This is a genomic window from Roseburia sp. CLA-AA-H209 (genome assembly GCF_020687575.1).
Taxonomy (GTDB): domain Bacteria; phylum Bacillota; class Clostridia; order Lachnospirales; family Lachnospiraceae; genus Roseburia_C; species Roseburia_C amylophila.
In genome coordinates, this window is sequence record NZ_JAJEQU010000012.1 from 63,165 (window position 1) to 80,414 (window position 17,250).

General features: G+C 42.4%; 19 protein-coding genes. 9 read left to right on the top strand and 10 right to left on the bottom strand.

Annotation, left to right across the window (positions count from 1 at the left end; translation table 11 throughout):
- Positions 1-9 precede the first annotated feature (9 nt).
- The 3 genes from LKD41_RS11560 to LKD41_RS11570 all read left to right on the top strand — a co-directional run bounded on the left by LKD41_RS11560 (position 10) and on the right by LKD41_RS11570 (position 1,752).
- Positions 10-801: a TIGR03915 family putative DNA repair protein gene (locus tag LKD41_RS11560; RefSeq protein ID WP_022244231.1), complete on the top strand. Its 792-nt coding sequence runs from the start codon at positions 10-12 to the stop codon at positions 799-801.
- Between the two features lie 92 nt (positions 802-893).
- Positions 894-1,589, top strand: coding sequence for an aminotransferase class III-fold pyridoxal phosphate-dependent enzyme (locus LKD41_RS11565; RefSeq protein WP_227701280.1), 696 nt, complete (start codon positions 894-896; stop codon positions 1,587-1,589).
- Positions 1,531-1,752 (top strand): FadR/GntR family transcriptional regulator, encoded by a 222-nt coding sequence (locus LKD41_RS11570; RefSeq protein WP_227701252.1) that lies wholly within the window; start codon positions 1,531-1,533, stop codon positions 1,750-1,752. Before LKD41_RS11565 ends, LKD41_RS11570 begins: the two co-directional genes overlap by 59 nt.
- A gap of 195 nt (positions 1,753-1,947) precedes the next feature.
- Here LKD41_RS11570 and LKD41_RS11575 read toward each other — a convergent pair whose 3' ends face one another.
- From LKD41_RS11575 to LKD41_RS11590, 4 genes are read right to left on the bottom strand one after another with little or no spacing between them, the layout of a single operon-like run.
- Complete coding sequence (locus LKD41_RS11575; RefSeq protein ID WP_227701253.1) at positions 1,948-2,268, bottom strand: hypothetical protein; 321 nt, start codon at positions 2,266-2,268, stop codon at positions 1,948-1,950.
- A gap of 24 nt (positions 2,269-2,292) precedes the next feature.
- Positions 2,293-3,069, bottom strand: a complete 777-nt coding sequence (locus LKD41_RS11580; protein WP_227701254.1) for a TatD family hydrolase — start codon at positions 3,067-3,069, stop codon at positions 2,293-2,295.
- A 19-nt stretch (positions 3,070-3,088) separates the two neighbouring features.
- Positions 3,089-3,706 carry a response regulator gene (locus LKD41_RS11585; RefSeq protein WP_117842127.1) on the bottom strand — a complete coding sequence of 206 codons (618 nt, stop codon included), beginning with the start codon at positions 3,704-3,706 and terminating at the stop codon, positions 3,089-3,091.
- Positions 3,703-4,824, bottom strand: coding sequence for a sensor histidine kinase (locus tag LKD41_RS11590; RefSeq protein ID WP_227701255.1), 1,122 nt, complete (start codon positions 4,822-4,824; stop codon positions 3,703-3,705). Before LKD41_RS11590 ends, LKD41_RS11585 begins: the two co-directional genes overlap by 4 nt.
- Positions 4,825-4,994: 170 nt before the next feature.
- Here LKD41_RS11590 and LKD41_RS11595 point away from each other — a divergent pair, with 170 nt between their 5' ends.
- The 5 genes from LKD41_RS11595 (at position 4,995) to LKD41_RS11615 (ending at position 10,541) form a co-directional block, all read left to right on the top strand.
- Positions 4,995-5,906 carry an ABC transporter ATP-binding protein gene (locus LKD41_RS11595; RefSeq protein WP_227701256.1) on the top strand — a complete coding sequence of 304 codons (912 nt, stop codon included), beginning with the start codon at positions 4,995-4,997 and terminating at the stop codon, positions 5,904-5,906.
- Positions 5,907-5,909: 3 nt separating this feature from the next.
- Positions 5,910-6,800: an ABC transporter permease gene (locus LKD41_RS11600; protein WP_117842130.1), complete on the top strand. Its 891-nt coding sequence runs from the start codon at positions 5,910-5,912 to the stop codon at positions 6,798-6,800.
- A 455-nt stretch (positions 6,801-7,255) separates the two neighbouring features.
- The gene (locus tag LKD41_RS11605) at positions 7,256-8,197 is read left to right on the top strand and encodes an ABC transporter ATP-binding protein (protein WP_117697909.1); all 942 of its coding nucleotides are present in this window, start codon (positions 7,256-7,258) and stop codon (positions 8,195-8,197) included.
- 12 nt (positions 8,198-8,209) lie between these two features.
- The gene (locus LKD41_RS11610) at positions 8,210-9,379 is read left to right on the top strand and encodes an ABC transporter permease (RefSeq protein ID WP_227701257.1); all 1,170 of its coding nucleotides are present in this window, start codon (positions 8,210-8,212) and stop codon (positions 9,377-9,379) included.
- On the top strand, positions 9,366-10,541 hold the full coding sequence (locus tag LKD41_RS11615) for an ABC transporter permease (RefSeq protein WP_227701258.1): 1,176 nt from the start codon (positions 9,366-9,368) through the stop codon (positions 10,539-10,541). Before LKD41_RS11610 ends, LKD41_RS11615 begins: the two co-directional genes overlap by 14 nt.
- Positions 10,542-10,616: 75 nt before the next feature.
- On the opposite strand, the gene metG is transcribed toward LKD41_RS11615, so the two are convergent.
- From metG to LKD41_RS11640, 5 genes are all read right to left on the bottom strand, one after another.
- On the bottom strand, positions 10,617-12,617 hold the full coding sequence (gene metG / locus LKD41_RS11620; protein WP_227701259.1) for a methionine--tRNA ligase: 2,001 nt from the start codon (positions 12,615-12,617) through the stop codon (positions 10,617-10,619).
- Between the two features lie 664 nt (positions 12,618-13,281).
- Positions 13,282-13,464 (bottom strand): hypothetical protein, encoded by a 183-nt coding sequence (locus LKD41_RS11625; RefSeq protein WP_227701260.1) that lies wholly within the window; start codon positions 13,462-13,464, stop codon positions 13,282-13,284.
- A 105-nt stretch (positions 13,465-13,569) separates the two neighbouring features.
- On the bottom strand, positions 13,570-13,716 hold the full coding sequence (locus LKD41_RS11630; protein WP_227701261.1) for a hypothetical protein: 147 nt from the start codon (positions 13,714-13,716) through the stop codon (positions 13,570-13,572).
- A complete protein-coding gene (locus LKD41_RS11635) occupies positions 13,713-13,970 on the bottom strand; it encodes a hypothetical protein (protein WP_227701262.1) in 258 nt (85 codons plus the stop codon). The genes LKD41_RS11630 and LKD41_RS11635 overlap by 4 nt, the downstream gene beginning before the upstream one ends.
- A gap of 46 nt (positions 13,971-14,016) precedes the next feature.
- Positions 14,017-14,382: a zinc ribbon domain-containing protein gene (locus LKD41_RS11640; RefSeq protein ID WP_022244247.1), complete on the bottom strand. Its 366-nt coding sequence runs from the start codon at positions 14,380-14,382 to the stop codon at positions 14,017-14,019.
- A gap of 529 nt (positions 14,383-14,911) precedes the next feature.
- Between LKD41_RS11640 and LKD41_RS11645 the strand changes: the two genes are divergently transcribed.
- Positions 14,912-16,153 carry an RsiV family protein gene (locus tag LKD41_RS11645; protein WP_227701263.1) on the top strand — a complete coding sequence of 414 codons (1,242 nt, stop codon included), beginning with the start codon at positions 14,912-14,914 and terminating at the stop codon, positions 16,151-16,153.
- A 110-nt stretch (positions 16,154-16,263) separates the two neighbouring features.
- Here LKD41_RS11645 and LKD41_RS11650 read toward each other — a convergent pair whose 3' ends face one another.
- The gene (locus LKD41_RS11650; protein WP_227701264.1) at positions 16,264-17,232 is read right to left on the bottom strand and encodes a calcium/sodium antiporter; all 969 of its coding nucleotides are present in this window, start codon (positions 17,230-17,232) and stop codon (positions 16,264-16,266) included.
- Positions 17,233-17,250: the final 18 nt, after the last annotated feature.

Genomic DNA, 17,250 nt, shown 5'->3' on the forward strand with positions numbered 1-17,250 from the left:
CTTTTTCTTATGCATATATTTCTCTGTGAAGATTCCATCGATGGCATCTTTACCGGCATCTATGATGCCTGGGCCAGCAGATACGGGCACAAAAATATAAAGCTTTGTATCAATGATACGATAACTTACGAACTCTTTTCTGAATATATTACTGTCACACCGGATTCCGAAAAGAGCGAAAAGGTTGGACGCACCATTATTGCCCGTCTTGGCATGGAGGTCTATCAGGATATTCTTCAGGCGGTTCTTGCCCATGATGATAAGAAAAAGAATGAGCATCCAGACAAAGCCGACTGCATTTACCGTACACTCTTATATGGATTTTCTTTAGCGGATGGTCATCGGATTTTACAGGCTCTTGGCAATCCTTATATTGCAAGAGTCTTTGAACTAAGTCGTTCCACCGGAAATGAAGCCCACCATCTGCTTGGTTTTTTACGTTTTCAGGAACTGGAAAACGGAGTCCTGTTTTCTACCATCCACCCTAAGAATCAGGTGATTTCCGTTCTGGCAGAACATTTTACTGACCGCCTTCCACAGGAACATTTTATGATTTATGACGCAACACACCAGATTGCCGCCATTCACAAAGCCGGCAGTGGATACTTCCTTACGGATGCATCCAATTTAAATCCGGACGTTATCACACGGCTTTCCCCTGCCGAAAAGGAATACCAGAAGCTCTGGTGCGGTTTCTTTGACAGCATTGCCATTGAAGCAAGAAAGAATCCGAAGCTGCAAAGTCAGAATATTCCAAAACGATTCTGGAAAGACACGGTGGAACTGGCATCCGGTAAATAAATGTTTCTATTGTTTTCTGGCTGACTTTACCTGGCAGTCTCTACCCGGCAGACATTACCCGGCAGCAGAGTACATGCAGATGAAACCATAAACTGGATAATGTCTACTTTGCGCCATATCCTGGAAAAGATTTGTGTCCTGCCGGTATGACAGAAGAAGAACGTACCGATTATGCACTGTTTGAGCTGAATAAATTATTGAAATATGTTGTCTATCCGGAAGATGTTGCCTGCATTTATATGGAACCGGTTATGGGCGAAGGCGGCTATGTCGTTCCTTCCAGGAAATTCGTACAGAGTGTCCGTGAAATTTGTGACAACCATGGAATTCTCCTGATTTTCGACGAAATCCAGTGTGGCTACGGACGTACCGGCAAAATGTGGGCAAGCCAGAACTTCGACGTTGTACCTGATATTATGACAGTTGGTAAAGCCATTGCCGGCGGTCTTCCAATGAGTGCCGTGATTTCCACCCCGGAAATTATGGATAAATGGCCGCTTGGTACCCATGGAACCACTTTTGGTGGAAATCCTTGCATCTCCGATGTCCGTGGTATCGGTCTTATGGTTGCCATTGAATTTTCCCATGAGGATGGCACCCCGGCACCAGACATCTGGGCAAAAGTAAAGAAGGGCTTCTTAGAACGTCATATGCTCACCTTAAACTGCGGTGTAAATGGAAATGGTATGTGGTTTGCCACTCCATTAAATGTCAAAAAAGAAGAAATCGATGAGGGACTTTCTGCCTTCCGAGCGTGTTCTTGCAACACAATATGGAGTCAGCCGTAATGTCATCCGGGAAGCTATCAAGATTCTTACCGAGAAAAAACTGGTTACGAATGTAATCGGCAAGGGCAATTATGTTACGCTTCCAAATGAAACGGTTCTTGTAGATATGGTTGAATCTGCCCTGAACACTTCCGCTTCCTGTCTTCTATATGACACTGAATAACCTGATCAGTAAATCGATTTATTATGGCGAAGGAAATACCTCTTATGGAAGAATTACTGCACAGCAGGAGCATGAACAAATTTTATTATCCCTTAAGAACCGGGATATGGATGCTTATAAAAAGGCTATCCACTTACACTTAGAATTAATCAGGCAGCTACTCCAGTAGGAGTGCTGCCCTTTTTTTGTTCCATACTACTGATATTTTTCCAGTATCCGTTTCGCCTGCTCTTCATCTATCTGCAGTTCTTCCTGCAATAATGACAGAATTTCCGTATCTTCTTTTCCAAGTTTACGGCTGAGTTTTATAATGCCTTCTTCCAGACCTTCTTTCTTACCTTCTTCCAGTCCGGCTTTTCTTCCTTCTTCTTCGCCCTGTCTTCGAATCCTCTCTTCTCTCTCAAAACTCTTCATATATGCAAGACCTACCTCTCCATCCCGCTTGACTGCTGTTACCATCCGGTGTAACTTTTTCAGATTCTCGGTGGAAGCATTCTCTATGGATGAATGCTCCATGTAATGCAGTAGCTGTTTTAATATCTACTTCACTTTTTGAAATAATTTTTTTGCATTCTCCCAGGTAACTGCTTCCACTTCTTCCGGTGTTGTTCCGGTCAGTTCGGCGATGGTTTTTACTACATAAATAAGATTCCTTGAATCGTTCCGGGTGCCACGATGCGGTTCCGGTGCCATATATGGACAGTCAGTTTCCAATACAATGTGAGGCAGTCCGATTTCTGCTACGGTCTCCTTTAACTTCTTTGCATTTTTAAAGGTAACTACACCGCCGACACCAATGTAATATCCCATTTTCACATATTCTTTCGCCATTTCCTTTGAATAAGAATAACAATGTATGACACCCGGAATGCCATCCTTATGCGCCTGCTGCATAATATTCATGGTATCCTCTGCGGCATCTCTGGAATGAATGATAACCGGAAGACTCATCTCTTTTGCCAGCGCAAGCTGACGGCAGAACATTTCCCGCTGTGCCTGCTGCACTGTTGGCTCCTTATCCCAATAATAATCAAGCCCGATTTCTCCGATGGCAACGGTTTTCTCCCAGGAAGCCTTTCCCTTTATCCATGCTAAATTTTCTTCCGTTGCATCTTCGATATTGCTTGGATGAATTCCGATTGCTGCATAAATATAATCGTATTTCTCTGCCAATGCTACGCTATCCACGCAGCCGGCAAAGTCTGCACCTACGTTAATTACCCGCCTTATGTTCTGCTCCGGAAGAGAAGAAACAAGCTGTTCTCTGTCCTCTTTGAATTTCTCATCATCATAATGTGCATGTGTCTCAAAAATCATAAAAATCCTCTTTCTTTTTTTATAAATGCTGGTAATAAAATACCGCCAGCTGCGTCCGGTCTCTTAGGGACAGCTTTTCTAATATGCTGCTGATATAGTTGCGGACGGTTCCCTCACTTAAAAATAATGCTTCTGCAATTTCTTTATTGCAGCGTCCAAGTGCCACCTGGTGAATGATTTCCTGCTCTTTTTCACTGATATCATAGCTGGCATAGTCAAAGCTTTCCTTATTCTGCATCAGAACCGGAAGCTTATTCACAATTTCTCCACCAAAAACGCTCTGTCCGCTCATGACTGCATTTAACGACGGAACAATTGCTGCAAAATCCTGCTTCAGGCAATAGCCTTTCGCACCGATTCGTAACGCCTCCACAATATATTCATCATCAGAAAATGTGGTCAGAAACAGCACCCTTGCCGTCTTGTCTTCTGCAAGAATCTGCTCTGCCGCATCCAGCCCATTCATAGGCTTCATCTGGATATCCATTAATAAAATGTCCGGCTGAAGCTCTTCATACAATTTTACCGCTTCGCTTCCATCGGTGCCTGTTCCAACTACCTCCACTCCCTTGGCGCAGAGAATGGTCTGCAGGGAAAATACCACATCTTCGTCATCATCTATTATCAGGACTCTCATACTGCCTCCTCTTTCTTTCGAATTGATATAAATATTTTAAAACCTTTTTCGCAGTTTACATGAATGCTTCCGCCCAACGACTCTACACGTTCCCGCATATTCGAAAGTCCCATGCCTCCAGCCGCACTCTTAAGGTCATCCTTTTCTTCCCGCATCTGCTCCGTTGCCTTTTTCTGCTTTTTCTCATCCGTACCATTGTCCTCGATGGTCATCTGATACAGTGCCGGATGTTCCCTGAGAACAATCTCAATCCGGTCACCATTGCTGTATTTTACAATATTTGACATTGCTTCTTTTACGGCTGCGATAAAACAATATTTGACTTTTCGTGGAACATTTTGTGACATATCGTATTCTAAATCCAGATGATAATGCTGCTTCATTTCCCGGGTTGCTTCTAATAATGCCTGCTTTAAATCCACGGAATCATCATGCAGATCATGCACACTTTCCCGGATATTATTCATGGCAAGATTTAAGGTATCATTTACCTTTAAAAGCTGACCATGCAGCGGCTCTTCCTCATATACGGTGCTCAGTGCTCCCATCTGAAGAATTGCCCGGGACAGCATATGTCCCACATTATCATGGATTTCCCTTGCAATCCGGTTCCGCTCCTTTAGCGTTGCCATATAGATTTCTGTATCCTGCTCTTCCAAAAGCTTGCGGTTCTTCTCCCGCATCACAAGGCTTAACTCCGTGCTGGTATCCCGGAGCCGAATCAGATTCCGCTTTAGCTCCGTTGCCTGTCTGGTGCAATAAGCCAACAGCACCGCTGCCAATGACAAAAAGAGCCAGATGGCTGTCATCCATGGCTGGTACACCGGCAGTGCATAAAAGAATAAAACTGCAAATCCCATGCCCCACCACAGGCCAAACCAGAAGCTGTCAAAAAACACCAGCGGCAGCAAAAAGGTAAATCCCGGCTCGATTAGGCACAATACTGCCATTGCTATCAGCAATGCGCCAATGACTTTCCGGTTTTCAATATAAAGAGTCAACGCTGCCACAATCAGACCAATGATGAAGATTACAACTCTGCGGTAGTCTCCCTCTAACTGGTAAATAAGGCAGCTGCACATGGCAAAAAGAAGTAACTTATCCAGTATTCTTAACATTTTTCTTCCCCTTCCTTAGGGTTCTACTGCATTTACTGTATCATTTTTCCTAAGATATGACAAATGTCATTTTATTTCCTGACAGAATGCACTTACCAGTCCTCCGGTCACTCTACTATACTACATTTATAAAACCGCTATTATTTATCTCTATCTACAGGAGGCATAACATGGATGCAATACAGATTTCACACTTGAAAAAATATTATTCCGATATAAAAGCAGTAGATGATATTTCTTTTTCTGTTAAAAAAGGAGATTTATTTGGACTGCTCGGTGTAAATGGTGCCGGAAAATCCACTACAATTCATATTCTTTGTACCTTACTGAAAGCAACTGCAGGAACTGTCAAAATATGTGATTACGATGCTTTAAAAGAAGCCGATGCCATCCGCAATAAAATTGGAGTTGTTTTTCAGAATAATACTTTAGATGATTATCTGACAGTAAAAGAAAATCTTTTGATGAGAGGCTTTCTATATGAAAAAGATTTAAAGACGGTTCAAAAAAATCTCTATGAGATTGCCGAAATTCTTAACATTCAAAATTTATTATCACGACCTTTTCGTAAATTATCCGGTGGTCAGAAACGACGCTGCGAAATTGCCCGGGCACTCATGAATACTCCTGAAATATTATTTCTAGATGAGCCTTCTACCGGGCTTGACCCGCAGACCAGAAAACTTATGTGGGACTGTCTGGAAAGTCTCCGGTTAAAGCGCCATATGACAATTTTTCTCACCACACACTATATGGAAGAAGCCTCTATGGCACAACAACTTTGCATTATGGATGCCGGAAAAATCATTGCTTCCGGCTCTCCATCCCAGTTAAAAAATAAATATGCTTCCGATACTTTAAAAATCTATACTAACAAAATTACACCATTGAACCGGGAATTGGCTGCTCTTTCACTGGCTTCTTATCGTCTCCCTAACGGAATTGCAATTCCCCTATCTACTACCAAAGATGCTTTGCATATCATGCCCCGGATAACCACTCCCTATGATGGCATTGAAATTATTCAAGGCAGTATGGATGATGCTTTTATTCAAATAACAGGAAAAAAACTGGAGGATTAACCTATGATACTAATTTCATTTATAAAACGTAATATCTTACTTTATTTCCGAGACCGAATCAGTGTATTCTTTTCTCTTCTTTCTACTCTTATTGTGTTAACCCTTATGATTGCATTTCTCGGACAGGGAAATATTGATTCCACAATTCAGGTTCTTGGAACCGGTCTGAAATACGAAGCTGTTCATGCATCTTCGCTCATCATTATCTGGACCATTGCCGGTATCCTGGTTGTCAATGCCGTAAGCATTTCCATGACTCTGGTGGGAACCATGGTAAGAGATGAGGAATCCGGTAAGATATCTGCATTTTTTGTTGCACCCGTAAAACGCGGATACTATGTTGCAGGTTATGTCATTGCTGCAATTATTGTCTCCTTTATCATGTGCCTGCTCACATTGATAATCGGAGTCATCTATCTTGGTATTGCTAATGGCTCCTTTATAACTGCCCATGATACTTTAGAAATTCTCTTTGCACTTCTTGCAATTATTTTTTCCTCTGCTTCCTTTGTCTTTTTATGCGCTTCTTTTATTCATACCAATAGTGCATTCAATGGTCTGACCACGCTTTTGGGTACTCTGATTGGATTTTTTGCTGCAATTTATGTTCCATACGGCAATATGCCCCAGACTCTTAAATATATCATCCGCTTTCTTCCAGCCTTTCAGGGGGCTTCCGCCATTCGTGAAATCTGGATGAATCAGGAATTGCAATGGTTTCATTGCCCCTCCGAAATAAAGACCGGATATGCGGATTATATGGGACTTACCATTTCTTTTGGAAATGCCACTCTTTCCCCTCATATGAAAATACTATATATGTTTATCTCAGGTCTTATCTTCCTTGGTCTTGCAACGGCTATTCTTTCAAGGAAAAGACAACAGGAACGTTAAGATATGACAAATGTCATTTTATTTCCTGACAGAATGCACTTATCTTCTGCACCCGCTTCCCCTATACTTAGTTTATAGGCGATTGCGAGAAGAGAAAATTTCATAAAGAAGCTGGCTTGCCAATGTCTGGCAAAAGCGCTGGAGCGTTCATCGGAATACGGATACCTTATGAGGCTTGTTAGGGGCACTTGGAATTTCGCCCAATATCCGGCAACGCCGGTACAGGGATGTACCGGCGAGGCGCATATGAACATGGATGCGAATTTGCGCCGGTTGCCGAAAAAACTACTCATGTTTCGAAATTCTTAGTGCCCCTTTTCAAGCATCATGCAGTATCCAGTTTCGACGAACACTCCAGTGCTTTTGATGTAACACAGCAAAACAGTTTTTATAAATTTCTTTTCTCCTCTCGCAATCGCCTGCACAACCAATCAACCTAAAAAAGGAGGAAACCTATGAGTACCCCAGTTGTAAAAATAGAAAACCTGGTGAAACGCTACAAAGAGCTTGTAGCATTAGACCACTTTAACTTAGAAATTGAAGAAGGTGAGATTTTCGGTCTGCTCGGTCCAAACGGTTCCGGCAAGACTACGACCATCAACTGCCTTCTTTCCCTGCTTTCCTATGACAAAGGAAACATTGAAGTATTTGGGAAAAAGATGAACCCGGATAGTTATGACCTGAAGCGGCAAATCGGCGTTGTTATGCAGAACGTTGCCGTAGTGGATGAACTGACGGTATATGAAAACATTGATTATTTCTGTGGGCTTTATGTAAAAGATAAAGCACTCCGGAAACAGTATGTAGAGGAAGCCATTGCTTTTGTAGGCTTAGATGATTTCCGTAAATTCTTTCCGAAGAAATTATCCGGCGGACTTTTAAGGCGGTTAAATATTGCCTGCGGCATTGCCCATAAACCAAAGCTGATTATCATGGATGAGCCGACCGTTGCCGTTGACCCGCAGAGCCGGAATAAGATTCTTGAGGGAATCGTGGAGCTGAACCGGAACGGTGCCACCATCATTTACACTTCCCATTACATGGAAGAGGTGGAGCAGATTTGTTCCCGGATTGCCATTATGGACAAAGGAAAAAATCTTGCCATCGGCACGAAGGATGAATTAAAGCAGATGATTAAGAAGAGCGAAAGCATTTCCATTGATATCTTAGACCTGCCGGATGCAGCAATTGATGAAATCCGTGCTTTAAAACATGTTTATGAAGTGACTTACGAAAATCACATGCTGACCGTTTTATGCAGCGGTGGAAGCCACAATCTCATTCATGTGCTGGATTATCTGCAGCAGCATGAGATTACCTTCGGAAAAGTGTATTCCGAGCTTCCGACCTTAAATGACGTATTCTTAGAGATTACCGGCAAAGAATTAAGAGACTAGGAGGAGAAAGATATGCTTCAAATCATGAAATATCATTTCCGGATTCTCCTTAGAAATAGGGAGCAGATGTTCTGGATACTGCTTTTTCCGATTCTGCTTGGCATTATGTTCAAGGTAGCATTTTCCAATATCAGCAGTTCCGAAATACAAAAGCCGGTTTCCATTGCTGTTGTAGAAGAAAATAATTCGGATGCATTAAAAAATATCAAGACCTTTTTAGAAAAAACGGAATTGAAAGATGGAGTTGCCCTCTTTGTTCCAACCTACTGCACAGAAGAAAAAGCCGTTTCCCTGTTAAAGGATCAGACGGTGGATGGCATTTTGTATACAGATGATTCTGCATCTGATACAGTCACACTTTCCCTTACGGTTTCTTCTTCCAGCTCTGATACCGTCCGCATGAATCAGAGTATTTTGCAGGCATTTGTAAAGCAGTACAATTCCTCGGTTTCTGCCATTGCGGATACTGCAAAAAATCACCCGGAGAACTTAGAAGCACTGCTTCAAAGTCTCTCTGAGCAGGTTACTTATACCAAAGAAGTTTCTTTAAACAAACATAATACCGATACTTATACACAGTACTTTTACAATCTGATGGCTATGGCATGCCTCTTTACCAGCCTTTCCGGACTGTATGTTTCCCTCAATAACCAGGGAAATCTCTCCGCTATTGGTGCAAGACGCAATGTCTCTCCGGTTCATAAAATGAAGGTCATTATAGCAGAGCTTTTTTCCAATGTGATATTCCAGTTTATCTGTAATCTGGTTTCCTTTGCATTTATTGTACTGGTGCTTAAGATTGATTTAACCTACCATCTCCCACTGGCAATCCTGACGGTATTTGTCGGCTGTCTGACCGGAACTGCCATGGGCTTTTTCGTAGGTGCCATCGGAGCCTTTTCCGAGGGAACGAAACAGGGCATTCTTGTCTCCGGCAGTCTGCTGCTTTGCTTCTTAAGCGGGCTTATGGTTGGAAATATGTGGATCATTGTCGAGAATACCTGTCCGGTTATCAACCGGATTTCACCGGCTGCCCTGATTTCCCGTGCCTTCTATACACTGGGCATTCAGGATAACCTAAACCAGTATTACCAATGTATTCTGACACTGATTGGCATTTCCGCTCTCTTCTGTTTGGGTGGATTCTTACTGACAAGGAGGAAAAAATATGCAAGTATTTAAAACTTTTCTGAAAATTGCAAAGAAGAAATTTCCTTCTGTGCTTTTATACTATATTATTTTTACCGTTATTGTAATTGCCATGAGTAAAATCGGAGCATCCGACCATGAAACTTCTTTTACTGCCACAAAGGCAGACATTTATATTATTGACGAGGATGACAGCACTGCAAGCCACGCTTTAAGTGATTATCTTTCCTCCATGCACAATCCGGTCACTTTAAAGGATACGGATACTATGACCTTACAGGATGCCCTTTATTATCAAAATGTTGACTATATTTTAACCATCCCGGAAGGCTTTGAAGAACAGCTTACTGATTCTGATGCCAGAGATTTCCTTCCGGTTTCCATGCGAAAGGACAACTCCAATGGCTATTTTGTAGACCAGCAGGTAACTGAGTATCTTTCCAGTGTCCGCTTATTTATGGCTGGTGGCTTCTCTCTTTCCGAAGCAGTAACAAAATCCAGTGAATCACTTTCCAAAGGAAACGATACTACGGTTCTTAACCTTGAAGAAAAGGAAACGGATGGTGCACAGATTGGACTTACCTATTTCTTCCAGTATCTTCCTTATGTGCTCATTAATATGCTGTTACTTGGTATGACTCCGATTCTGATGACCTTTAACCAGAAAGATTTAGGTGCAAGGATTTCCTGCTCCTCTCTTTCCTTAAAGTCCAGAAATGCGCAGATTACTTTAGGATGTATCGTATTCAGTCTCTTTGTATGGCTGCTCTTTATCCTGACTGCACTTTTTATCTACGGACCAGACACTCTGTTCTCGATAAACGGACTCCACTCTCTTTTAAACAGTGCCATGGTTCTGCTGTTTTCCATAGCACTTACGCTCCTTGTAAGTACTTTTGCACTCAAACAGCAGTCCCTCAGTATGATTGCAAATGTTGCCTCCCTGGGATTGAGTTTCCTCTCCGGAATCTTCGTTCCGCAATACCTTTTGGGAAAAGGTGTTCTTGCTGTGGCGCATTTTCTTCCAACCTACTGGTATATCCGCCTCAATTCCATGCTGGGCGGCATATCAGATGAAATACTTACCACCGCAAAATACTGGCGCTTTATCGGTATCCAGTTTGGCTTCTTCGTCGCAATATTCTGTATTTATCTGGTTTCCAGCAAATACCAGAAACGCAGCCGCAACGCATAATAGAACCCCCGGAAAAACCAATTTGCAATGGTTCTTCCGGGGGTTCTTTATATAGCTAATCTGAAAATCTTATAATTAGCAGATTTCTGCTCCTGCCGGCATATCCTTTTCCGGTGTCAGAAGTGCTAATTCTCCATTTTCATCCTCTGCGCAAAGTAACATTCCTTCAGATAATACACCTGCAAGTTTTGCCGGTTTTAAGTTTACTAATACCATAACTTTCTTACCGACCATTTCTTCCGGTGTGTACTGTTTGCGGATACCGGATACAATCTGTTTTATCTGGCTTCCGATTCTTACCTGTGAACACAGTAATTTCTTGGATTTCTCTACTGCCTTACACTCGATGATTTCACCAACCTGGAACTGCATTTTCATAAAATCATCATAAGTGATTTCTTCCTTTGGCTCAATGTCGATGACAGCGGCATCTGCTTTTGCTTCTGTCTCAACTTCTTTACCTAATGCTTTCTGCTCTGCTTCGAATTCTGCTTTCTGGGCAGCGCGGATTGCTTCTACCTTCGGCATTACTTCCTTCGGGTCTAATCTTGCGAAGAGAATCTCCGGTTTCTCCGTTACTTTATTATCATTTGGATAAAGTCCAAACTGATTCAGCTCATCAAATCCACGCAGTCCTGTATTAAGCTGCGCTGCGATTTTCTCTGCAGTCTCCGGTAGGAAGCTTGCTAAAAGGCTTGCGCCGATAGCGATGGACTCGATCAGATTATAAAGCACTTCGCTTAAGCGGTCTTTCTTTGCTTCATCCTTTGCCAGTACCCAAGGGGCTGTTTCATCAATATATTTGTTGCAGCGGCGGAATACGTTAAATACTTCTGTAATGGCATCTGCCACACGAAGTCCGGACATCTTATCTGCAATCTTATCTCTTGCGCCGGTTACGACTGCCTTCAAGTCATTATCTACTTCTTCTGTGACTCCGGTGCTCTTTACGACACCGTCAAAATATTTATTGCTCATGGAAATGGTACGGCTTACCAGGTTTCCAAGGATGTTGGCAAGGTCGGAATTGAAACGCTCTACAACCAGCTCCCAGGTAATGATTCCATCATTTTCAAATGGCATCTCATGCAATACGAAATAACGGGTTGCATCTACACCAAAGAGGTCTACCATATCATCAGCATAGATTACATTTCCCCTGGATTTGCTCATTTTCTCGCCACCCTGTAAGAGCCATGGATGTCCAAATACCTGCTTTGGCAGTGGCAGGTCTAATGCCATTAAGAAAATCGGCCAGTAAATAGTATGGAAACGGATGATGTCTTTTCCAATCAGATGTAAATCTGCCGGCCAGTTCTTTTTGAATAAATCGGAAGAATTGCCATCTGCATCATATCCAATCTTGGTAATGTAGTTGGTCAGTGCATCCAGCCATACGTATACTACATGCTTTGGATCAAAGTCTACCGGAATTCCCCAGGAAAATGAGGTTCTGGATACGCACAAATCCTGAAGTCCCGGAAGTAAGAAGTTGTTCATCATCTCATTTTTACGGGATACCGGCTGAATAAATTCCGGATGAGTGTTGATATGCTCGATTAAGCGGTCTGCATATTTGCTCATTTTAAAGAAGTATGCTTCTTCTTTTGCCGGCTGCACTTCACGGCCACAGTCCGGACATTTTCCATCTACTAACTGGGACTCCGTCCAGAAAGACTCACACGGAGTACAATAAAGTCCCTCATAGGAACCCTTATAAATATCACCTTTATCATAAAGTTTCTTAAAAATCTTCTTAACCTGTGTCTCATGGTCTTCATCGGTAGTACGCACGAAATTATCATAAGAAGTATTCATCAAATCCCAGATTCTCTTTACTTCTCCGGCAACTTCGTCTACGAACTGCTTCGGTGTAATTCCTTTTTCCTCTGCCTTTAATTCAATCTTCTGTCCATGTTCATCGGTACCGGTCTGGAAATATACATCATAGCCTTCCAGTCTTTTGTATCTTGCGATTGCGTCTGCCAGTACAATCTCATAAGTGTTTCCAATGTGCGGTTTACCTGATGTGTAGGCAATCGCGGTGGTCATGTAAAACTTTCCTTTGCTGCTCATCTTCATTCTCCTTTTTATACTTTTGGTGCTCCTCAAGCGTTCCTGCGAGCCGCTTCGCTACTCGCGACCTGAGAAACTTCGTTTCACAGGTTTTACGGTATTTCTCAAGTGTTCCTGCGAGCTGCCTTTCGCTACTCGCGACCTGAGAAACTTCGTTTCACAGGTTTTCGCGGTGCTCCTCAAATGCTCGTGCGAGCACGGCATTTTCATCGCTACTCGCGAAAAAAAATCCCGCCTTCTAATGAAAGAAGACGGGTGTTATCCGTGTTACCACTTCTATTTTACACATACCTTACAATATGTGCCTCATGAAGTATCCTGCAATACTTCCCGCTATAACAGGCGGTCCTGTCGAAGCTTTGTCTCTTAAGATTCAGCCCCGCCACTCCAAAGCCATCTTCCATCTATCACCCTTGATTCCATCTCAGCTAAACCCTGCGGTTTATTGGAACTCTCTGTACAATTCCGATAAATGTACTCTCTTCTTCCTTGCGTTTATCATCTAGGTGTAAAACTAACACAATTTATTTGAAAAGTCAACCTTTGCAACCGGACCATCCGATATCCTTAAGCTTCACAAATTGCCTTTATCATCTGGTAAATCTCATCTTTATTTTTCTGCAATACTAATTCAAGTTCAGAATACAGAAGATTTTCTGCCAGATTAAAATAACGTCCATCTACTGTAGTTGTTTTCTTTCCCTGCTCCTGGCGCGTCTTTTTCCTCTGATAGATTAGCTTTATAATACAATTTGTTGGAATCTGCTACAAAATCCGGATTTACAATGTCCTTTATTTTGCATACTCCATTTGTTGATTTTACAATATATGCTCCAATTGGATACATTTTCTCACCTCTGACACCACATATTTTCGCTTTTTATGATAAACTTTTCAGTCTGCAATTTCAAAGGCACTTTTTCACAATTTTAGAATTGCTATGGTTGTATATTTATTCCACATGGAAATACTGTACGCTTCCTGCCAGCTGGTCAGCAATCTCACGAAGCTGCTCTGCGCTCATGTATACCTGCTTAAAGGTATCTACAACCTCTTCCACTACCTTCTGGGTATCCTGCATGCTCTCGCTCTGGCTCACAATGATCTCCTGCCGCTTTCACCGGCTCTGGCTGCCTCAATGGATGCATTCAGACTAAGTAAATCCGTTTCTGCTGCTTTTTCACTGGATTGATGCATGAATTCCGCATTGCTGTTTAAAGCTTCTACCTCTGCGGAAGTCTCTGTAATATTTTCTCCCATCAGACGCATATGCTCAGAAGTACTCTTTGAATTTTCTGCCTGTTCGGCAGAATTCTCCACAATCCGGTTTACAGCGGAGCGTACCTTATTCATCGTTCCATTGGTATGATTTTCTCAAAACAAATGGGTAGGTTGTCCACTAATCTTCAAAGATATTCAGTTTTGCTCCACATTTTCCACAGAACTCGGTGTCCTCCGGAACGGTTGCACCACACTGCGGGCACTGACGCGCTCCTTTAATCTTTAATACTTCCTCTTTCATATGGTCAATTGCTGCAAATGCCTCTGCAATTGCCTGCATCTGCTGTCCATATGCACCATCTGCTTCTTCCTTGTGGTCTTCATAATAAAGCTTTCCAATCTGTGCATACTGCTTTTCAATAAAATCCTCTTTTGCCTTGATGTCAAAGTTTAACTTTGCAGTTCCGGATAAATCTTTTGCCTTCTGTGTGACATCCTTTCCTGCAGTTACCAGTTTCTCTCCCATGCGGTCAAAAAAATCCATTGTGTATCCTCCTGTTCTTACTATATTCCCCTGCGCGTCCGCACTTTACCTGATTATATACCTCTTGATATTGCTTTTCAATTGGGCGAATCTTAAAAAAGAATAAAGTTTATACGAAATGGATATTCCCACCGTTTATCGAGTCCGGACGCGATATAAGGGCTGCTAGGGGCACTAAGAATACCGAATGTCCGTGTTGTTCAGCAAAGTGCAGATGCATGATAAGAGCAGCTAGGGGCACTTGGAATTTCGGATAATGCCAGGCAACGCCGGCACAGGGACGTGCCGGTGAGGCGCAGATGAACATGGATGTGAATTTGCGCCGGTTGCCAGCCAATCTCATATCCCTTCGAAATTCTTAGTGCCCCTTGCCGCCCTTATGTTGCATTCGGACTCACTGAACAGCACGGACATTACGCTTCTTTCACCCCCTAACGCTTTCCCCGGAAAACTTCATTCTTTTTTAAAGATTTTTCCAGATAAAATGTGCTATACTCTAGGTACGAATGCGAACCACAAGGAGATATCTATGAAGCAAAGATTTATTGCCCTGATTTGTATTGCCACCCTGGTCTTTTGCGGATGTGGTGGGAAGAAACAGTCTTCTGTACAGACGGATTCCGGCAGTGAACAGCCGGACGCTACAGAAGAATCAACAGAACAGTCCCGGAATGACCCGGTAACAATAACATTTAATTCCAAAACAGAGACTTATCATGCCGATGATTTATCTACTGTTTTATTATATACCTCCTATCAGAAACCCATGGTGACCATAGACGGTCATCCGAAGATTTCCAAAACCATTACACAATCTTTAAACGAAGAACTGGATGCTTTCCAGGATGCCCGATTAGAAAGTCTGCTTTCCGCAAGAATTTCTTTTGCTGAGTCACCGGATTCCTTTTCCGCCTATCACTTAGATGAGGATTTTTCCTGTACCAGACAGGACAGCCGGATTATCTCTTTTGAGAGTACCAGAAAAGAATTTACCAGTGAGGAGACCCACAGTGCTGCTTATGGTGGGTTTAATTATGATCTGGAAAATGGTGAAACACTTTCTCTTTCTGATATTGCTACAGATTCCAATGCCCTGATAAACAGTGCACTTTCTTTTATTAACCAGCAGCTTTTGTTACCGAACTACAACAAAATCAGCCAGCTTGCCAAACATGACGGCTCCGATGTATCTTCGAACCTTTTAGAACATGTACTGAGGGATGGCAACTGGTATTTTACCAAAGGCGGTATTACCTTTATCGCCAATCATGGTGCTATTACACCGTCTTATTCCGGTACACTTTTATTTTCCGTTCCTTATCAGCAGCTGAATGCCCTGAAGGCTGAATATCATTACACCGGTAATTTTCAGCTGAACGCTTTAATGGGGTCTGCTGTTTCTGCAGATATGGATGGAAACGGAGAAATGGATGCCGTCTACTATGACACCACTTACAACGAAGAAACGGGAATGCTTTCTTCTACCCTGACGGTAGATGGAACAGATTATTCTGAAATGCTTTATGATGGCAACTTTACACTGTCCCGCAGTGCTGCCTCCGATATAACAAATGAATATTATCTCATTGACCTTGATACAACAGATGAATATATCGAGCTTGCCATCCCGGATGATGGATTAAGAACAACCTATTTCTTCCGCTATGCCGGCTTTCATCTGGAATACTTAGGTTCCATTCCGGACCTGATAGACAGCTCCACCTTCCAGCTTAACAATGTACTTTCCCAGTTAGAAGAATCGGAAAATTAGTCAGCATCCTGCAGAATCTGCCACCGGCAGCTTCTTACAGATATTTTTGCTGCGCGCATAACACAATAAGAAGCCCACAAAAACGGGCTTCTTATTTCTTATCAAATATATTATCTCATACAGATATAGACCATATATCCCGCATAGGAAAGCAGCATAATTGCTCCTTCAATGCGGTTTATTTTCTGCCTGCTCCAGGCAAACAGCAGTACCATTATGCTCATTGCAATTAAGATTACAATATCAATCACATTTTCCATGATAAAGGCGACCGGACTTATGGCTGCGGCAATACCAAGAACAAAAAGGATATTGAAAATATTAGAACCAATGACATTTCCCAAAGCCATATCTACTTCATTTTTACGGGCTGCCACAATAGAGGTTACCAGCTCCGGTAATGACGTTCCCATTGCTACTATCGTAAGCCCGATTAAATTCTGGCTCAACCCGAATGCTGCTGCAATAGCAGACGCACTGTCTACTACCATGTCGCCACCAAATGCAATGGCTGCTGCTCCACCTACAATGTATACAAGACAGAGCCATACCGGGATTGGCTTTGCACGTTCAATCTCATCTGCTTCTTCAGAAGCATCTGTTGTAATTCCTGCTGTTCTTGCCTTTAATGCAGAATGCACCATCCAGAACATGAAGAGAGCAAAGAAAATCAATAAAATCACACCATCTATTCTGCCAACGCTCATTCCAATGTAACCCAGCACTAAAAGCAGGGCTGCCATAAGCACAGAAAACGGAAATTCCTGCTTTAAGGTCCTTTTTCCTACTGCAAGTGGTGTAATTACGGCACAGAAACCACAAACCACCATCAGGTTAAAGATATTTGAGCCAACTACATTACTGACTGCCAGGGCATTGTTTCCGGAAATAGATGCTGCCACACTGACGGCACATTCCGGCAGGGATGTTCCCATTGCCACTATCGTAAGTCCGATAATCAACGATGGCACCTTTAATTTCTTTGCAATTCCCGAACTTCCTTCTACAAAGAAATCTGCTCCTTTAATTAACAGTACAAAACCAACTACCAGTAATACATATGTCCAGATTGTTGTCATATTATATTCCTCCTTCTT

Excerpts from the sequence above, each read along its gene's own strand:
- LKD41_RS11560 (WP_022244231.1), top strand. The coding sequence starts at position 10 with ATGCATATATTTCTCTGTGAAGATTCCATCGATGGCATCTTTACCGGC.
- LKD41_RS11570 (WP_227701252.1), top strand. The coding sequence starts at position 1,531 with ATGAGGGACTTTCTGCCTTCCGAGCGTGTTCTTGCAACACAATATGGA.
- LKD41_RS11575 (WP_227701253.1), bottom strand. The coding sequence starts at position 2,268 with ATGGAGCATTCATCCATAGAGAATGCTTCCACCGAGAATCTGAAAAAG.
- LKD41_RS11580 (WP_227701254.1), bottom strand. The coding sequence starts at position 3,069 with ATGATTTTTGAGACACATGCACATTATGATGATGAGAAATTCAAAGAG.
- LKD41_RS11585 (WP_117842127.1), bottom strand. The coding sequence starts at position 3,706 with ATGAGAGTCCTGATAATAGATGATGACGAAGATGTGGTATTTTCCCTG.
- LKD41_RS11590 (WP_227701255.1), bottom strand. The coding sequence starts at position 4,824 with ATGTTAAGAATACTGGATAAGTTACTTCTTTTTGCCATGTGCAGCTGC.
- LKD41_RS11595 (WP_227701256.1), top strand. The coding sequence starts at position 4,995 with ATGGATGCAATACAGATTTCACACTTGAAAAAATATTATTCCGATATA.
- LKD41_RS11600 (WP_117842130.1), top strand. The coding sequence starts at position 5,910 with ATGATACTAATTTCATTTATAAAACGTAATATCTTACTTTATTTCCGA.
- LKD41_RS11605 (WP_117697909.1), top strand. The coding sequence starts at position 7,256 with ATGAGTACCCCAGTTGTAAAAATAGAAAACCTGGTGAAACGCTACAAA.
- LKD41_RS11610 (WP_227701257.1), top strand. The coding sequence starts at position 8,210 with ATGCTTCAAATCATGAAATATCATTTCCGGATTCTCCTTAGAAATAGG.
- LKD41_RS11615 (WP_227701258.1), top strand. The coding sequence starts at position 9,366 with ATGCAAGTATTTAAAACTTTTCTGAAAATTGCAAAGAAGAAATTTCCT.
- metG (WP_227701259.1), bottom strand. The coding sequence starts at position 12,617 with ATGAGCAGCAAAGGAAAGTTTTACATGACCACCGCGATTGCCTACACA.
- LKD41_RS11625 (WP_227701260.1), bottom strand. The coding sequence starts at position 13,464 with ATGTATCCAATTGGAGCATATATTGTAAAATCAACAAATGGAGTATGC.
- LKD41_RS11635 (WP_227701262.1), bottom strand. The coding sequence starts at position 13,970 with ATGAATAAGGTACGCTCCGCTGTAAACCGGATTGTGGAGAATTCTGCC.
- LKD41_RS11640 (WP_022244247.1), bottom strand. The coding sequence starts at position 14,382 with ATGGATTTTTTTGACCGCATGGGAGAGAAACTGGTAACTGCAGGAAAG.
- LKD41_RS11645 (WP_227701263.1), top strand. The coding sequence starts at position 14,912 with ATGAAGCAAAGATTTATTGCCCTGATTTGTATTGCCACCCTGGTCTTT.
- LKD41_RS11650 (WP_227701264.1), bottom strand. The coding sequence starts at position 17,232 with ATGACAACAATCTGGACATATGTATTACTGGTAGTTGGTTTTGTACTG.